Source organism: Enterobacter sp. TCD1-1 (genome assembly GCF_020567405.1).
In the GTDB taxonomy this organism is placed as follows: Bacteria; Pseudomonadota; Gammaproteobacteria; order Enterobacterales; family Enterobacteriaceae; genus Enterobacter; species Enterobacter quasiroggenkampii.
Map to the genome: position 1 here is coordinate 692,642 of NZ_JAJCXF010000001.1, position 16,251 is coordinate 708,892.

General features: G+C 56.2%; 14 protein-coding genes. 8 read left to right on the plus strand and 6 right to left on the minus strand.

Going from position 1 to position 16,251, the window contains the following annotated elements; all coding sequences use genetic code 11:
* Window positions 1-8: 8 nt before the first annotated feature.
* From ssuD to ssuE, 3 genes are read right to left on the minus strand one after another with little or no spacing between them, the layout of a single operon-like run.
* Window positions 9-1,154: an FMNH2-dependent alkanesulfonate monooxygenase gene (gene ssuD, locus LJA86_RS03265; RefSeq protein ID WP_045908372.1), complete on the minus strand. Its 1,146-nt coding sequence runs from the start codon at window positions 1,152-1,154 to the stop codon at window positions 9-11.
* Window positions 1,151-2,113 (minus strand): sulfonate ABC transporter substrate-binding protein, encoded by a 963-nt coding sequence (locus LJA86_RS03270; RefSeq protein WP_126534797.1) that lies wholly within the window; start codon window positions 2,111-2,113, stop codon window positions 1,151-1,153. The genes ssuD and LJA86_RS03270 overlap by 4 nt, the downstream gene beginning before the upstream one ends.
* A complete protein-coding gene (gene ssuE / locus LJA86_RS03275; protein WP_008499940.1) occupies window positions 2,106-2,681 on the minus strand; it encodes an NADPH-dependent FMN reductase in 576 nt (191 codons plus the stop codon). The genes LJA86_RS03270 and ssuE overlap by 8 nt, the downstream gene beginning before the upstream one ends.
* Before the next feature lie 248 nt (window positions 2,682-2,929).
* On the opposite strand from ssuE, the gene pyrD reads away from it, so the two are divergent.
* Together pyrD and zapC are read left to right on the plus strand one after the other, a co-directional pair.
* The gene (gene pyrD, locus LJA86_RS03280; protein WP_023618346.1) at window positions 2,930-3,940 is read left to right on the plus strand and encodes a quinone-dependent dihydroorotate dehydrogenase; all 1,011 of its coding nucleotides are present in this window, start codon (window positions 2,930-2,932) and stop codon (window positions 3,938-3,940) included.
* A 166-nt stretch (window positions 3,941-4,106) separates the two neighbouring features.
* The gene (gene zapC, locus LJA86_RS03285) at window positions 4,107-4,649 is read left to right on the plus strand and encodes a cell division protein ZapC (protein ID WP_032651189.1); all 543 of its coding nucleotides are present in this window, start codon (window positions 4,107-4,109) and stop codon (window positions 4,647-4,649) included.
* Here the strand turns inward: zapC and LJA86_RS03290 are convergent.
* Window positions 4,646-5,755: a YcbX family protein gene (locus tag LJA86_RS03290; RefSeq protein WP_045908369.1), complete on the minus strand. Its 1,110-nt coding sequence runs from the start codon at window positions 5,753-5,755 to the stop codon at window positions 4,646-4,648. The genes zapC and LJA86_RS03290 overlap by 4 nt on opposite strands.
* A gap of 98 nt (window positions 5,756-5,853) precedes the next feature.
* Between LJA86_RS03290 and rlmKL the strand changes: the two genes are divergently transcribed.
* The 6 genes from rlmKL (at window position 5,854) to rmf (ending at window position 13,780) form a co-directional block, all read left to right on the plus strand.
* Window positions 5,854-7,962: a bifunctional 23S rRNA (guanine(2069)-N(7))-methyltransferase RlmK/23S rRNA (guanine(2445)-N(2))-methyltransferase RlmL gene (gene rlmKL, locus LJA86_RS03295; protein ID WP_229225638.1), complete on the plus strand. Its 2,109-nt coding sequence runs from the start codon at window positions 5,854-5,856 to the stop codon at window positions 7,960-7,962.
* Between the two features lie 12 nt (window positions 7,963-7,974).
* Complete coding sequence (locus tag LJA86_RS03300; protein WP_229225639.1) at window positions 7,975-9,882, plus strand: ABC transporter ATP-binding protein; 1,908 nt, start codon at window positions 7,975-7,977, stop codon at window positions 9,880-9,882.
* Window positions 9,883-9,895: 13 nt separating this feature from the next.
* Window positions 9,896-11,149 (plus strand): membrane integrity-associated transporter subunit PqiA, encoded by a 1,254-nt coding sequence (gene pqiA, locus LJA86_RS03305; RefSeq protein WP_008499934.1) that lies wholly within the window; start codon window positions 9,896-9,898, stop codon window positions 11,147-11,149.
* A 4-nt stretch (window positions 11,150-11,153) separates the two neighbouring features.
* Window positions 11,154-12,794: an intermembrane transport protein PqiB gene (pqiB, locus tag LJA86_RS03310; protein ID WP_024907768.1), complete on the plus strand. Its 1,641-nt coding sequence runs from the start codon at window positions 11,154-11,156 to the stop codon at window positions 12,792-12,794.
* Window positions 12,791-13,357 (plus strand): membrane integrity-associated transporter subunit PqiC, encoded by a 567-nt coding sequence (pqiC, locus tag LJA86_RS03315; protein ID WP_045908366.1) that lies wholly within the window; start codon window positions 12,791-12,793, stop codon window positions 13,355-13,357. Before pqiB ends, pqiC begins: the two co-directional genes overlap by 4 nt.
* Before the next feature lie 255 nt (window positions 13,358-13,612).
* On the plus strand, window positions 13,613-13,780 hold the full coding sequence (gene rmf / locus LJA86_RS03320; protein WP_013097261.1) for a ribosome modulation factor: 168 nt from the start codon (window positions 13,613-13,615) through the stop codon (window positions 13,778-13,780).
* 71 nt (window positions 13,781-13,851) lie between these two features.
* Here rmf and fabA read toward each other — a convergent pair whose 3' ends face one another.
* Window positions 13,852-14,370, minus strand: a complete 519-nt coding sequence (gene fabA / locus LJA86_RS03325; RefSeq protein WP_008499931.1) for a 3-hydroxyacyl-[acyl-carrier-protein] dehydratase FabA — start codon at window positions 14,368-14,370, stop codon at window positions 13,852-13,854.
* A 68-nt stretch (window positions 14,371-14,438) separates the two neighbouring features.
* Window positions 14,439-16,199 carry an AAA family ATPase gene (locus LJA86_RS03330; RefSeq protein WP_229225640.1) on the minus strand — a complete coding sequence of 587 codons (1,761 nt, stop codon included), beginning with the start codon at window positions 16,197-16,199 and terminating at the stop codon, window positions 14,439-14,441.
* Window positions 16,200-16,251 lie beyond the last annotated feature (52 nt).

Sequence of the window (16,251 nt, forward strand, 5' to 3'; positions counted from 1 at the left end):
GTCACTCCTTAGCTCTGTGCGGCTTTGCGTGGAATGAATTCGTTCGCCACGGCTTCGCCCTGAAGCTGAAGCCGCTGCGGCTGTGGCACCTCCGGAATGGCGACATCCAGGTGCGGGAACAGCAGTTCGCCCACCTTGTACGCCTCTTCCAGATGCGGATAACCGGAGAGAATAAAGCTGTCGATGCCCAGTTCGGCGTATTCATTGATACGCGCGGCCACGGTCGGGCCATCGCCGACCAGCGCTGTGCCCGCACCGCCGCGCACCAGACCGACGCCCGCCCACAGGTTCGGGCTGATCTCCAGGTTCTCGCGCTTGCCATTGTGCAGGGACGCCATCCGGTGTTGCCCGACGGAGTCGGTTTTGGCAAATGCGGCCTGGGCTCTGGCGATCGTTTCATCATCCAGATGGGAGATCAGGCGGTCCGCCGCCTGCCAGGCTTCTTCATTGGTCTCGCGCACAATCACATGCAGACGGATACCGAAGCGCACCTTGCGGCCATGGGCGGCCGCTTTCGCGCGAACCTGGGCAATTTTTTCTTTCACCAGCTCAGGCGGTTCGCCCCAGGTCAGATAGAGATCGACCTGCTCTGCGGCCAGATCCTGCGCCACATCCGACGACCCACCAAAATAGAGCGGCGGGCGCGGCTGCTGAACCGGTGGGAAGTAGAGCTTCGCGTCGCGAACGTGAATATGCTTGCCTTCAAAGGTAACGGTTTCCCCTTCCAGCAGGCGTCGCCAGACGCGGGTGAACTCGGCGGAGGCCTCGTAGCGTTCGGTATGGTCGAGGAACACGCCGTCGCCCGCCAGCTCCTGCGGATCGCTGCCCGTCACCAGGTTAAACAGGGCGCGGCCGTTGGACAGTCGGTCCAGCGTTGCCGCCTGACGTGCCGCCACGGTAGGGGAGACGACGCTCGGGCGTAACGCCACCAGGAATTTCAGACGCTGAGTGACCGGGATCATCGACGCGGCGACCAGCCACGCATCTTCACATGACCGTCCGGTCGGGATCAGCACCCCGGTAAAGCCGATTCGGTCTGCTGCCTGTGCAATCTGCTGCAGGTAGCCATGGTCAACCGGGCGTGAACCCTCTTCTGTGCCAAGATAGTGTCCATCACCGTGGGTGGGTAAAAACCAGAAAAGATTCAGACTCATGATTTAGCTCCTTCTTTGCCTGCGGGTTGCCAGATGCGTTCGCGAATAGTGACCTGTTTTGGAACCAGGTGGTTTTGATAGAAGAGGTCGGCCGTTTGCTGCTGAAGCGCGGCGACGTGCGCGTCAACGGGCGTAATGGTGGTCGGCGGACGGTGGTTGAGATAGCTCGCGATCACCGGCTCAGGTAAGCCCATGGTTTTCGCCAGCAGGGCAATGCTCTCCTGACGTTGGCTCTGAGTCAGGGCATCGGCCTGGGTAAAGGTATCCAGCACGCCCTGAATAAATGCGCCGTTCTTTTCCGCATAAGGGCGCGCGGCCAGATAGAACGAGCCGGTTTGCTTCAGCGTGGTACCGTCTTTCAGCACGCGAACGCCGCCCTGCAGCAATGCGGCGGAGTAGTACGGATCCCAGATGGCCCAGGCATCAACGTTCTTCTGCTGGAACGCGGCGCGCGCGTCGGCAGGCGTCAGGTAAACAGGCTGAATGTCAGTGAATTTGAGCCCGGCCTCTTGCAGGGCACGCAGCAACAGGTTGTGTGAGCTGGAACCTTTCTGGAATGCGACCTTATGGCCTTTGAGATCGGCGACGGTTTTAATATCGCTGTTTTCAGGCACCAGGATCACCTCGGCCTTCGGCTTGGGCGGCTCAACGCCTACATAGACGAGGTCCGCTCCCGCCGCCTGGGCAAATATCGGCGGAATATCGCCCGTGCTGCCGAGATCGATACTGCCCACGTTAAGGGCCTCCAGCATCTGCGGGCCGGCAGGGAACTCCACCCAGGAGAATTTGGTGTCCGGGAAGCGTTTTTCCAGAAGCTGGTGGCTTTTTGCCAGCACCATGCTGACGCTGCCTTTCTGATAGCCGATACGTAAGCTTTCCGGAGCCGTTTCTGCGGCATGGGCCAGCGAGGTAAACGCCATCAAACCGGCCAGTCCGATGCGGGTTAAGGTTTTAAACATGGGCGACTCCTTGAGGCTGACCAAACGCCGGGGCCTGGATATCCCGGCGATGCAGGGCATGCCAGAAGGTTTCCAGAGCGTTATCGAGGCGGGTTTGCAGGTTGGGCGTAAAGTGGGGTTTGTGCTGATAGTCGATAACCTGTGAGTCATCGGCGAAAACGCCGTGGAGGATCTCCTGCGCTTTCAGCGCGTTCAGCACCGGCTTCAGGGCATAATCCACGGCCAGTAAATGGGCAACCGTACCGCCCGTTGCCAGCGGCAGCACCACCTTCCCGTCCAGCGCGCGTTCCGGAAGCAGATCGAGCAGGGTTTTGAGCGCCCCGGAAAAAGAGGCTTTATAAATCGGCGTTGCCACGATCAGGCCGTCCGCGCCGTTAAGTTGCTCAATAAGGGTTTTCAGCGCGGGGCTGTCGAAACGGGCGTAGAGCAAATCTTCAGGTTCGAAGTTATGCAGGTTCCAGTGGCACACTTCCACATCCAGAGCATTCAGTTTTTCACGGGCATATTCCAGCAGGGCGCTGGAGCGCGACGGGAATCGTGGACTTCCGGCCAGGGTAATGACGCGCATACTTCCTCCTTATAACTAATTGTTTGCTTTTATCTAACATTCATAACAATTTTTAGGAGTGTGACACCGCGCGTTTATTCCACTAAATGATTTATCTGCAATTAAAATGCGAAAAAGTGCATAAGAAATAGACGGGGAGGTAAACGATTGCGTTTTACGCTGATTTTTTGCCGCAGGTCAATTCCCTTTCGCGCCGGGATCGCCCATAATCCCCTCCCGGTTTGCACACCGGGAATCCAGGAGAGTTCATGTACTACCCCTTCGTTCGTAAAGCCCTTTTCCAGCTCGACCCTGAGCGCGCTCATGAATTGACATTCCAGCAATTACGTCGTATTACCGGAACGCCTCTGGCCGCGCTGGTGCGCCAGCATGTGCCGGTAAAACCTGTGCAGTGCATGGGGCTGACCTTTAAAAATCCGCTGGGTCTGGCGGCCGGTCTGGACAAAAACGGCGAGTGCATTGATGCCCTGGGCGCGATGGGCTTTGGCTCCATTGAAATCGGCACCGTTACCCCGCGTCCGCAGCCGGGAAATGACAAGCCGCGCCTGTTCCGACTGGTGGAAGCCGAAGGGCTGATCAACCGCATGGGCTTCAATAACCACGGTGTTGATCATCTCGTTGAGAACGTTAAAAAAGCCCACTTTGACGGAATTCTGGGCATCAATATCGGCAAAAATAAAGACACGCCGGTCGAGCAGGGTAAAGATGACTATCTGATTTGTATGGAAAAAGTCTACGCCTATGCCGGTTATATTGCGGTGAATATTTCTTCCCCCAATACCCCGGGGCTGCGATCCTTACAATATGGTGAGGCGCTGGACGATCTTCTGAGTGCCATTAAAAATAAACAAAATGAACTCCAGTCGATCCACCATAAATATGTTCCGGTCGCGGTTAAGATCGCGCCGGATCTTTCTGCCGAAGAATTGATCCAGGTTGCCGACAGTTTAGTTCGTCATAATATTGATGGTGTAATTGCGACCAATACCACTCTCGATCGCTCCCTCGTGCAGGGAATGAAAAACTGTGACGAAGCGGGTGGATTAAGCGGCCGTCCTGTGCAATTAAAAAGCACCGAAATTATTCGTGCTCTGTCTGCGGAATTAAATGGCCGTCTGCCGATTATTGGCGTCGGTGGCATTGACTCGGTGATTGCTGCGCGCGAGAAGATGGCAGCGGGTGCGTCACTGGTGCAAATCTATTCCGGCTTTATTTTTAAAGGGCCGCCGCTGATTAAAGAAATCGTTACGCATATCTAATCTTTTCTCCTAATCAGACAACCAGGGCTTTATTTCCAGCCCTGGTTGTTTTATATTCCGTCACTGTTGCTTATTTAGACATTATAGTCTTTTATTAATGGTGTTATAAACGAAGCGGCGATCAGGACATTTTTAGTACAGGACGTTTCGGGGACGGGAGAGAAACATGCGAATTAAACCTGACGATAACTGGCGCTGGTATTTTTGCGACGAGCATGACCGAATGATGCTCGACTTAGCCAATGGCATGTTGTTTCGCTCTCGTTTTGCCCGCCGAATGTTAACCCCGGACGCCTTTTCCCCGTCAGGCTTTTGCGTTGATGACGCTGCGCTGTATTTCTCCTTTGAGGAAAAATGTCGCGATCTGGTGCTCTCGAAAGAGCAGCGTGCCGAGCTGGTATTAAATGCGCTGGTGGCTATCCGTTTCCTGAAACCGCAAATGCCAAAGAGCTGGCATTTCCTGCCGCACGGCATGAACTGGACCCCGGCAACGGGTGATGCGGCCAGCGTCAATCTGAGCGATACCGCAGAAGAGGTGAGCCTGCTGGTGGTGGAGCCCGGCGAAAATGCCGCGCTCTGTTTGCTGGCCCAGCCCGGCGTGACGATTGCCGGGCGGACAATGCAGCTTGGGGATGCCATTAAGGTTATGAACGACAGGCTGAAGCCCCAGCTTCGCGTGGATGCCTTCAGCCTCGAGCAGGCGGTTTAAGCTTCCAGCTGTACGGACGTTTTCGGGACGCAGCTACAGCACAGAATTGTGCCGTCATTTCCAATTGCCGATTTTTTCAACGCACTCACTTCGCCATCCACCAGCCTGATGCGGCAGCATCCGCAAATTCCCGCGCGACAGGAATAGGGGATGCGGATCCCTGCTTGTTCCAGCTGCTCAAGCAATACCTGCTGGTTATTACCCCGGATCACGTTGCCCTGCCAGTGAATCTCTACCGCAGCGGCGACGTTTGTCTCAACGTCGACAAACTCCTCTTCCTGACCCGAGCCGTACACCCTTGCTGGCCCACGGGCGAGCACTTCTACCTCATCACCAACGCGGATCGCGCCGCTGGAGCGCGGGATCAGGTTCTGGCCGAAATCGACATCACCGTTATCCTGCGCGGTGCGGAATGACTGCAGCGTCTTCAACGGTTCGCCGGAAGGGTGCTTCTGGCCTTTCTCCGGGCTGACCGTCGTGAAAATGCAGCGGCTGCACGGCTTCACCACGTCAAAAATGACGCTGCCAATGCGGATCACTTTCCAGGTATCTTCGTCCCAGGCCTCTGCACCCGTCACCACCAGGTTCGGACGGAACTGTTCCATCTGAACGCTGGCTTTGCAGCGGCCTTGTAGATCACGCAGCGAGGCTTCGTTGGTCAGCAGGAACGGGAAGCCATCGGCGAAGGAGAGGGGAACGGCGTCGTGGCGCTTCACGCGACGCGTCAGTTCAGGCCCAACCCAGCGCAGCTGCACGTCACGGGAAAAGAAGCCGCTCAGCCAGCGGTTAATCTCATCCGGGGCGATGCGCGCGGTAAAATGGTTACCCCACACTTCCGTTGGCGCATCGACGGGCGCAAAATCAGCAAAGCGAATCACCGCGCTGGAACCGTCCGGCGCGGTAAGGTGCAAACCGTCGTGAAGCGGGGAAGGGGTAAAGCGAACCATCTGAGGGAACTGGCGTGCGGTAATGAACGTACCGTCAGGCTCGGTGACCATAAAAATACGATCGAAGGCAAATCCGCTCATGTCGGCCAGCGCGTGAGAGACGCCGATGCCGCGCATGGATTTCACCGGATGAATAAAAAGCCTGGATAACGTCGCCACTGCACACTCCCTCGAATGAAAATAAGCCTTCAACTTTATGACATACACGCCATATTAGCTATAATGCGCGACAATTTTCTAAGAGTAAAAGTGACGATATGAATTCTCTGTTTGCCAGTACGGCCCGTGGGCTGGAAGAGCTGTTAAAAACTGAACTGGAAAGCCTGGGCGCGCAAGAGTGCCAGGTGGTTCAGGGTGGTGTCCATTTTGAGGGCGACACGCGGCTTATTTACCAGAGCCTGATGTGGAGCCGCTTGGCGTCGCGCATCATGCTGCCGATGAAGGAGTGCAAGGTCTATAGCGACCTTGATCTCTATACCGGCGTACAGATGATCGACTGGACAGAGATCTTCACCCCGAATGCCACCTTTGCGGTGCATTTCAACGGCGTGAACGACGAGATCCGCAACAGCCAGTACGGTGCCCTGCGCGTAAAAGACGCCATTGTGGACTGCTTCACGCGTAAAAATAAGGAACGTCCCAACGTCGATCGTGAAAACCCCGATCTGCGTATTAACGTCTGGCTGAACGGCGACACGGCAAGCATCTCCCTCGATCTGAGCGGCGCGGGCCTGCACCTGCGCGGCTACCGCGATCGTACCGGCATGGCACCCATCAAAGAGACCCTGGCGGCCGCGATTGTGATGCGCTCCGGCTGGCAGCCGGGCACGCCGCTGCTCGACCCGATGTGCGGTTCCGGTACCCTGTTGATTGAAGCGGCCATGCTGGCCACCGACCGCGCGCCGGGACTGCACCGCGCCCAGTGGGGCTTCAAGGGCTGGGCGCAGCACGATGAAGCGCTCTGGAAAGAGGTCAAAGACGACGCGCAGACCCGCGCGCGGAAGGGGCTGGCGGAATATACCTCTCATTTCTACGGCTCCGATAGCGACCCTCGCGTCATTGAGCGTGCGCGCAGCAACGCCCGCCGTGCCGGTATCGGCGAGCTGGTCACCTTTGAAGTGAAAGACGTGGCGAACCTGACCAACCCGCTGCCAAAAGGCCCGTACGGTACCGTCATCAGCAACCCGCCATACGGCGAACGTCTCGATAGCGAACCGGCGCTGATTGCCCTGCACAGCCTGCTGGGCCGCAATATGAAGGACCACTTCGGCGGCTGGAACCTGTCTCTGTTCAGCGCCTCGCCGGAACTGCTGAGCTGCCTGCAGCTGCGCGCCGATCGCCAGTTTAAAGCGAAAAACGGCCCGCTGGACTGCGTGCAGAAAAACTACCATCTGGCGGAGAAGGCGGCCGACAGCAAGCCGTCCGGTGTGGCGGAAGATTACGCCAACCGCCTGCGCAAGAACCTGAAGAAATTTGAGAAGTGGGCGAAGCAGGAGGGCATTGAATGCTATCGACTGTACGATGCCGACCTGCCGGAGTACAACGTGGCGGTTGACCGCTACGCGGACTGGGTGGTGATTCAGGAATATGCGCCGCCGAAAACCATTGATGCACAAAAAGCGCGTCAGCGCATGCTGGACGTCATTGCCGCCACCATCGCCGTGCTGGGTATTGCGCCAAACAAGCTGGTGCTGAAAACGCGTGAACGTCAGAAAGGCAAAAATCAGTACCAGAAGATGGGCGAGAAGGGCGACTTTATCGAAGTGGGCGAATACAACGCGCGCCTGTGGGTCAACCTGACCGACTATCTGGATACCGGTCTGTTCCTCGACCACCGTATCGCTCGACGCATGCTGGGCCAGATGAGTAAAGGCAAGGACTTCCTGAATCTCTTCTCCTATACCGGCAGCGCCAGCGTGCATGCCGGTCTGGGCGGCGCGCGCAGCACCACCACGGTGGATATGTCCCGTACCTATCTGGAATGGGCGGAGCGCAACCTGCGTCTTAACGGCTTAACCGGACGTCAGCATCGCCTGATGCAGGCTGACGTGCTGGGCTGGCTGCGCGATACCGACGAGCAGTTTGATCTGATCTTTATCGATCCGCCGACCTTCTCCAACTCCAAGCGTATGGAAGATAGCTTTGATGTACAACGCGATCACTTGCGCCTGATGACCGACCTGAAGCGTCTGCTGCGCAAAGGCGGCACCATTATGTTCTCGAACAACAAACGCGGCTTCCGTATGGATCATGACGGCTTAGCAGCCCTGGGACTGAAAGCACAAGAAATCAGCCAAAAAACGCTGTCTCAGGACTTTGCCCGTAACCGTCAAATTCATAACTGCTGGTTGATTACCGCGGTCTGAAAGGAAAAATAAATGTCTTTAATTAGTATGCACGGCGCGTGGCTCTCCTTCAGCGACTCACCGCTTCTCGACAATGCAGAATTGCACATCGAAGATAACGAGCGCGTCTGTCTGGTGGGCCGTAACGGCGCGGGTAAATCCACGCTGATGAAAATCCTTAACCGTGAACAGGGGCTGGATGACGGGCGTATTGTTTACGAGCAGGATCTGATTGTCTCCCGCCTGCAGCAGGATCCACCGCGTCACGTGACCGGCAGCGTTTACGATTTCGTGGCGGAAGGGATCTCCGAGCAGGCTGAATACCTGAAGCGCTATCACGAGATTTCGCATCTGGTGATGACCGATCCGAGCGACAAAAACCTCAACGAACTGGCGAAAGTGCAGGAGATGCTCGATCACCACGGTCTGTGGCAGCTTGAAAACCGCATTAATGAAGTGCTGGCACAGCTCGGCCTGGAACCCGATATGGAGCTGTCGGCGCTCTCCGGCGGCTGGCTGCGTAAAGCGGCCCTGGGCCGCGCGCTGGTCAGCGGGCCGAAGGTGCTGCTGCTGGACGAACCGACCAACCACCTGGATATCGAAGCGATCGACTGGCTGGAAGGTTTCCTGAAAACCTTCAGCGGCACCATCATCTTTATCTCGCATGACCGTTCGTTTATTCGCAATATGGCGACGCGCATTGTCGACCTCGACCGCGGCAAGCTGGTGACCTATCCCGGCGATTACGATACGTATCTGCTGGAGAAAGAAGAAAACCTGCGCGTGGAAGAGCTGCAGAATGCCGAGTTCGACCGCAAGCTGGCGCAGGAAGAGGTCTGGATCCGCCAGGGCATCAAAGCCCGCCGTACCCGTAACGAAGGCCGCGTGCGTGCCCTGAAGGCGATGCGTCGCGAGCGCAGCGAACGCCGTGATGTGATGGGCAGCGCCAAAATGCAGGTGGAAGAGGCGTCCCGCTCCGGCAAGATTGTCTTCGAAATGGAAAACGTCAACTATCAGGTTGACGGTAAAGTGCTGGTCAACGATTTCTCCGCGCAGGTTCAGCGCGGCGACAAAATCGCCCTGATTGGCCCGAACGGCTGCGGTAAAACCACGCTGCTGAAGCTGATGCTGGGCCAGCTGCAGGCCGACAGCGGACGTATTCACTGCGGGACCAAGCTCGAGGTCGCCTACTTCGACCAGCACCGCGCGGAGCTGGATCCGGACCGTACGGTGATGGACAACCTCGCCGAAGGTAAGCAGGAAGTGATGGTGAACGGCAAGCCTCGCCACGTGCTGGGCTACCTGCAGGACTTCCTGTTCCATCCGAAACGCGCCATGACGCCGGTGCGCGCGCTGTCCGGCGGTGAGCGAAACCGCCTTCTGCTGGCGCGCCTGTTCCTGAAGCCAAGCAATCTGCTGATCCTCGATGAACCGACGAACGACCTGGATGTCGAAACGCTGGAATTACTCGAAGAGCTGATTGACGGCTATCAGGGCACCGTGATGCTGGTCAGCCACGATCGTCAGTTCGTTGATAACACCGTGACCGAGTGCTGGATCTTCGAAGGTGAAGGGCGAATTGGTCAATATGTCGGCGGTTATCACGATGCAAAAGGGCAACAGGCACAGTCGCTGGCGACGAAGCAGTCAAAGTCCAAAATAAGTTCTGAACCTGCTGTAACAAAAGCAGAAACTGTCAAGAAAACCTCGGCTAAACTAAGCTATAACCTGCAGCGCGAACTGGAGGGGCTACCGCAGCGTCTTGAAGAGCTGGAGGCCGCGCTTGAGGATCTGCAAACACAGGTTGCTGATGCGTCATTCTTTACTCAATCGCATGACTATACTCAGAAAGTACTGTCAGAACTGTCCGCGGCTGAAAAAGCCCTGGAAGAAGCATTTGAGCGCTGGGAGTACCTTGAGTCTCTGAAAAACGGCGCATAAACAGGGATAACATATGTGTGACCAGCACCATGCCGACAGGCATATTTTATGCTCGCAATGCGATATGCTCGTGGCGTTGCCAGAGCTTGGTCACGGACATAAAGCCCTGTGTCCACGTTGCGGTGCGACGTTGACAACCGAGTGGGACGCGCCGCGACAGCGTCCCACTGCTTACGCTCTGGCAGCCTTGTTTATGCTGCTGCTCTCCAATCTCTTCCCCTTCATCTATATGAAGGTCGGGGGGATCACCAGCCAGGTGGATTTGCTTGAAATCCCGGGTGTGATGTTCTCGGAAGATTACGCCAGCCTGGGGACCTTTTTTCTCCTGTTTGTCCAGATAGTCCCGGCTTTTTGCCTGGTCGTCATCCTTTTGCTGGTGAACCGCGTCAGGATGCCGGCACCGCTGAAAATCCGACTGGCGCGTATTCTTTTTCAGCTCAAAAGCTGGGGGATGGCCGAGATTTTTCTGGCGGGGATTCTGGTCAGCTTCGTGAAGCTGATGGCGTACGGCGACGTGGGGATTGGCAGCAGCTTTATTCCCTGGTGTCTGTACTGCGTTCTGCAGCTGCGCGCCTTCCAGTGTGTGGACAGGCGCTGGGCGTGGGACGATATCGCGCCAGCGCCGACGCTTGCTCAGACGGTGAAGGTCGGGGTGCCCGGCATTCGCCAGGGGCTTCGCTCGTGCCCGTGCTGTACCGCCGTGCTGCCCGCCGATCTCGACGTCTGTCCGCGCTGCGAAACAAAGGGGCACGTACGCCGTAAAAATAGCCTGCAGTGGACGATGGCGCTGCTGGTCACGTCCGTCATGCTGTATCTGCCAGCCAATATTCTGCCAATCATGATCACCGATTTGCTCGGTGACAAAATGCCCTCGACGATCCTCGCCGGGGTGATACTGCTCTGGGGCGAAGGTTCCTATCCGGTCGCTGGCGTCATCTTTATCGCCAGTATTATGGTGCCCACCTTAAAAATGATCGCCATCGCCTGGCTCTGTTGGGATGCGAAAGGTCATGGGAAACGCGATAGCGAACGCATGCACCTGATTTATGAAGTGGTCGAGTTTGTCGGACGCTGGTCAATGATTGACGTGTTTGTCATCGCCGTTCTCTCTGCGCTGGTGCGGATGGGCGGTTTGATGAGTATTTATCCTGCGATGGGGGCTTTAATGTTTGCACTGGTCGTGATCATGACCATGTTTGCGGCCATGACCTTCGACCCTCGTTTATCGTGGGATCGTGAGCCTGAATCAAGCCATGAGGAAGAGTAAGAGCATGGAAAATAAGAGTGGAGAGGCGAAAGTGCAGAAGGTCAAAAACTGGTCTCCGGTGTGGATTTTTCCCATCGTGACTGCGCTGATCGGTGCCTGGATCCTGTTTTATCATTACAGTCATCAGGGACCGGAAGTGACGCTGATAACCACCAATGCCGAGGGGATTGAGGGCGGTAAAACGACCATCAAAAGCCGTAGCGTGGATGTGGGCGTGGTCGAAAGCGCAACCCTGACGGACGATTTAACCCATGTGGAGATTAAGGCGCGCCTTAATGCCGGCATGGAAAAACTGCTGCACGGCGATTCCGTTTTCTGGGTCGTTAAGCCGCAGGTGGGGCGAGAAGGGATCAGCGGCTTAGGGACGCTGCTTTCGGGCGCCTACATTGAGCTGCAGCCCGGTGCTAAGGGTAACCAGCCAGCCAAATACCAGCTCCTGGACTCACCGCCGCTTGCGCCGCCTGATGCCAAGGGTATCCGCGTGATCCTCGACAGTAAAAAAGCAGGTCAGCTCACGGCGGGCGACCCGGTTCTGTTCCGCGGCTACCGCGTCGGGTCGGTTGAGAAAAGCACATTTGATCCGCAGAAACGCGCGATCAGCTATCAGCTCTTCATCAATGCGCCAAACGATCGCCTGGTCACCAGCAATGTCCGTTTCTGGAAAGACAGCGGGATCGCGGTGGATCTGACTTCGGCAGGTATGCGCGTTGAAATGGGTTCGCTGACCACGCTGTTTGGCGGCGGCGTGAGTTTTGATGTGCCGGAGGGCCTGGATTTGGGCCAGCCGGTTGCAGAGAACACCGCTTTCCGTCTCTTTGACGATCAAAAAAGCATTCAGGATGCGCTCTATACCGATCACGTTGACTTCCTGATGTTCTTTAAAGACTCCGTTCGCGGCCTGCAGCCGGGGGCGCCTGTTGAGTTCCGCGGTATTCGCCTCGGTACGGTTGGGCAAGTGCCATTCTTCGTCCCGGGCCTGAGCCAGATGCTGGATGATGACTATCGCATTCCGGTGCTGATCCGCATTGAGCCGGAGCGTCTGCTAAACCAGATTGGCGAAAATCAGGATATTGCAGCCCATATCTCTCAACTGATGGAACGCGGTTTGCGCGGGTCGCTGAAAACCGGCAACCTGGTCACCGGTGCGCTGTATGTGGATATGGACTTCTACCCGAAAGCACCGCCGATTACCGGTATCCGTGAATTCGGTGGCTATAAGATCATCCCAACGGTGAGCAGCGGCCTGGCGCAGATCCAGCAGCGTCTGATGGAGACGCTGGATAAGATCAACAATCTGCCACTGAATCCGATGATTGAAGCGGCGACCGGGTCGTTACATCAGAGTCAGGAGACAATGCAGCGCCTGCAAACCACGCTGGATAACATCAACAAGATCACGGCGAGCCAGAGCATGCAACAGCTGCCGCAGGACATGCAGAAAACGCTGCGTGAGCTGAACCGCAGTATGCAGGGCTTCCAGCCGGGCTCAGCAGCCTATAACAAGATGGTGGCAGATATGCAGCGTCTTGATCAGGTCCTGCGTGAACTGCAGCCTGTTCTGAAAACGCTCAACGAGAAGAGCAACGCGCTGGTGTTCGAAGCGAAAGATAAAAAGGATCCTGAGCCGAAGAGGGCAAAAGAATGAAAAAGTGGCTATTGATGGTTGGCGCTCTGCTGTTAACGGCGTGCAGTTCAGGGGTAGAGAATAAAAGCTACTATCAGCTGCCTGTGGCGACCCACAGCGGCGGGCAAAGCACGGCGAGTCAGGGAAACCGCCAGCTGTGGGTTGAGCAGGTTGCCGTGCCGGATTATCTGGCAGGAAACGGCGTGGTCTATCAGACCAGCGACGTTAAATATGTGATTGCGACCAACAACCTGTGGGCCAGCCCGCTGGATCAGCAGCTGCGCAACACGCTGGTGGCCAATCTGGGTAGCCAGCTTCCGGGCTGGGTTGTCGCGTCGCAGCCGCTGGGTAACGATCAGGATACGCTGAACGTCACCGTAACGGGCTTCCACGGCCGCTATGATGGTGCAGTGGTGATCAGCGGGGAGTGGTTGCTGAATCATCAGGGGCAGCTGATTAAGCGTCCTTTCCATCTGGAGCTGAAGCAGCAGAAGGATGGCTATGACGAAATGGTGAAAGTCCTGGCTCAGGGTTGGGCGCAGGAGTCGGCCAGTATCGCGAGAGAGATTTCCCGGCTGCCATAAGTAAAATTCATCATCAAAAACCGCAATCGGTCTGTCGCTGATTGCGGTTTTTTTTCGTTTTCACTTCAGGCCGTTACTTGTGCCACGTCACAATTTTTGTACAAATGATCTTCCAGGTAGCTCACAAATATGACACCCGTATGAATTTTGAACATTGACGATGCGACTAATTCGGGGTATTCGTTATCTGTGCCTGTGCAGATAGTGCAGACACTGTTTTCTTTCCACCAGACAAAAGAATGAGGGAAACGAGGCATGAAGAGACAGAAACGAGATCGCCTGGAACGGGCTCATCAACGTGGTTATCAGGCCGGCATCGCTGGACGTTCTAAAGAAATGTGTCCTTATCAGACGATAAATCAAAGGTCACAATGGCTTGGAGGCTGGCGAGAAGCCATCGGCGACAGGGCACTCATAGCCTGATAACGTCTCTTTTAAAAAAGAAACCTCCGCAATGCGGAGGTTTCGCCTTTCCGGGGGTGCAAAAAGCACGATCAGAACGCGGACGTGTCCTGGAACAGGCCAACCTTCAGGTCGCTTGCGCTATAGATCAGACGACCGTCGACCAGCACTTCGCCATCAGCCAGGCCCATAATCAGGCGGCGGTTAACGATGCGCTTGAAGTGAATACGATAGGTCACTTTCTTCGCTGTAGGCAGAACCTGGCCGGTGAATTTTACTTCGCCTACGCCCAGCGCGCGGCCTTTACCTTCACCACCCAGCCAGCCCAGATAGAAGCCAACCAGCTGCCACATCGCATCCAGACCCAGACAGCCAGGCATTACCGGATCGCCGATAAAGTGGCAACCGAAGAACCACAGGTCCGGGTTGATATCGAGTTCTGCTTCTACGTAACCCTTATCGAAGTTGCCGCCGGTTTCGGTCATTTTCACGACACGGTCCATCATCAGCATGTTCGGGGCCGGTAACTGTGGGCCTTTCGCGCCAAACAGTTCACCGCGACCAGAGGCAAGAAGATCTTCTTTTGTATAGGATTCGCGTTTATCTACCATGTTCTCAGTAAGCCTTATTTTAGTGAAGGACGCAGGATAGCTAACACGTGTACGCTGAACAAGTCCGATCAGTTCGAACTAAACCAGCCCAGCCAGCGTAACGGCCATGGATAACGATGACGAGCATCCTGCTGTGTCGCCTGAGCAATACGCTCCTGGATAGTCTGCATCAGGGTGGTTTGCCCTTCGCTATCCCATACCAGGTTTGTCAGTAAGGGTAGTGCATCCTCAATCCCTTCGATGGCCCAGATAGCGAACTGCTCTTGTTCAACCGCATCCAGGATCTCCTGACTGAGGCTTAAATGGCGTGCGTTGGGAGCCGGAATAATCACACCCTGCTTGCCGTTTAAACCGCGCTGCTGACAGATTGAGAAGAAGCCTTCAATTTTCTCGTTGAGACCACCCACAGGCTGCGCACGACCAAATTGATCCACCGAACCGGTGATCGCAATGTTCTGATTGATGGGCACTTCCGCCAGGGCGCTAATTAAGGCGCACAGTTCAGCCATAGAGGCGCTATCGCCATCCACTTCGCTGTAGGACTGCTCAAAGGTCAGCGAGGCGGAGAAGGGGATCTGTTGCTCAAGCTGCAGTTCAGACATCAAAAACGCCTGCATGATCATCATGCCTTTGGCGTGAATGTTTCCGCCCAGCTCGGCTTTGCGTTCGATATCGGTAAACTCGCCATCGCCAATATGCACAACGCAGCTGATACGAGACGGCTCCCCAAACGCGCGCGGATGGCCAGGAAATTCAATCACCGACAGGGCGTTAATCTGCCCGACGCGTTCGCCTTCGGTTTCCACCAGAATTTGTTCCAGCAGAATTTCATCCTGCATACGGTCAGCAAGATAGCCTTCTCGCCACTCTCGCTGAGCCAGCATCTGGGTGAGTTGTTCTCCGGTGAACGCACCGTTACCGCTAATCACACCTACTTCACGCAGCTGCTTGCCGATCCAGAGCGGGCAGAGTGGCAGCGTTTCCTGGTCACCGGTATAGCGCACCGCTTCGCGGATCAGGCCTGGCCACGCGTCAGCCGCAGGCGTTGGCAGCGCAAAACGTTCGGCAACGGCCATCACCCACTGACACCACTGCGCCATATCGTCGGCATCGGCAATCTGGATATTGTCTTCGTATTCGCTATATACCGCCTGCTCAGCCAGTTCCGGCTCCATTTCCTGGAAGTCCGCCAGCGATTCACGATCGCCCGTCAGCACGACGGTTAACGACAGCGGCATAGACGGAACAGAGACGGGCAGAGGACGGGACTCATCGTAGCCTACCCAGTCGAAACGTTGCTGGTGCACGATGGTTTTCAGACGCATCCACAGCAGCGGCTGCGAGAGCAGGGTACGCAGCGAGATGATCAGGACACCGCCATTTGCGCGATGTACCAGTCCCGGCTGCAGCGAAAGCTCGCCGTTAAACTGGCGCAGACAACCAAAGAGTTGTTCTGCCTCGACCCAGTTCGCGGTAATCACCTCGCCCTTGGCGGCAAAACGACCGTCGGCCTGTGCCGCCGGTTCGAAAGTGACATCATGTCCCGTAATACGATACTGGCCGCCAAAAACGGCATTCGCTTCCGGCTTTAACTGACGCACGGCATCCCCGAACAACGTCAGGTATTCCGCTTCTTCCGGGGCTTTGAGCAGCATGAAAGGCGCAGTTGCCCATGGGCTTAATGCCTGCTCCAGCGCGTAATGCAAACGGGGCTGCGTATCGCTAAGGATGAATTCGTGTTCTTTTGCGAGATCTGGCTGTGCAAACAGTTCCTGATAACTTTCGGTATCCGGAACAAGGTCACGCCATGCAAGTTTCGTAATGGTCAAAGTTGATGTTTTTTAGTCAGATGTAAAAGCGTGGAGTATACCGTAAGCGGGG

What these genes read in the sequence shown, in the direction of transcription:
- ssuD (WP_045908372.1), bottom strand. Translation starts at nt 1,154, where the DNA reads ATGAGTCTGAATCTTTTCTGGTTTTTACCCACCCACGGTGATGGACAC.
- zapC (WP_032651189.1), top strand. Translation starts at nt 4,107, where the DNA reads ATGCGAATTAAACCTGACGATAACTGGCGCTGGTATTTTTGCGACGAG.
- rmf (WP_013097261.1), top strand. Translation starts at nt 13,613, where the DNA reads ATGAAGAGACAGAAACGAGATCGCCTGGAACGGGCTCATCAACGTGGT.
- pqiA (WP_008499934.1), top strand. Translation starts at nt 9,896, where the DNA reads ATGTGTGACCAGCACCATGCCGACAGGCATATTTTATGCTCGCAATGC.
- pyrD (WP_023618346.1), top strand. Translation starts at nt 2,930, where the DNA reads ATGTACTACCCCTTCGTTCGTAAAGCCCTTTTCCAGCTCGACCCTGAG.
- pqiC (WP_045908366.1), top strand. Translation starts at nt 12,791, where the DNA reads ATGAAAAAGTGGCTATTGATGGTTGGCGCTCTGCTGTTAACGGCGTGC.
- pqiB (WP_024907768.1), top strand. Translation starts at nt 11,154, where the DNA reads ATGGAAAATAAGAGTGGAGAGGCGAAAGTGCAGAAGGTCAAAAACTGG.
- fabA (WP_008499931.1), bottom strand. Translation starts at nt 14,370, where the DNA reads ATGGTAGATAAACGCGAATCCTATACAAAAGAAGATCTTCTTGCCTCT.
- LJA86_RS03270 (WP_126534797.1), bottom strand. Translation starts at nt 2,113, where the DNA reads ATGTTTAAAACCTTAACCCGCATCGGACTGGCCGGTTTGATGGCGTTT.
- LJA86_RS03300 (WP_229225639.1), top strand. Translation starts at nt 7,975, where the DNA reads ATGTCTTTAATTAGTATGCACGGCGCGTGGCTCTCCTTCAGCGACTCA.
- ssuE (WP_008499940.1), bottom strand. Translation starts at nt 2,681, where the DNA reads ATGCGCGTCATTACCCTGGCCGGAAGTCCACGATTCCCGTCGCGCTCC.
- rlmKL (WP_229225638.1), top strand. Translation starts at nt 5,854, where the DNA reads ATGAATTCTCTGTTTGCCAGTACGGCCCGTGGGCTGGAAGAGCTGTTA.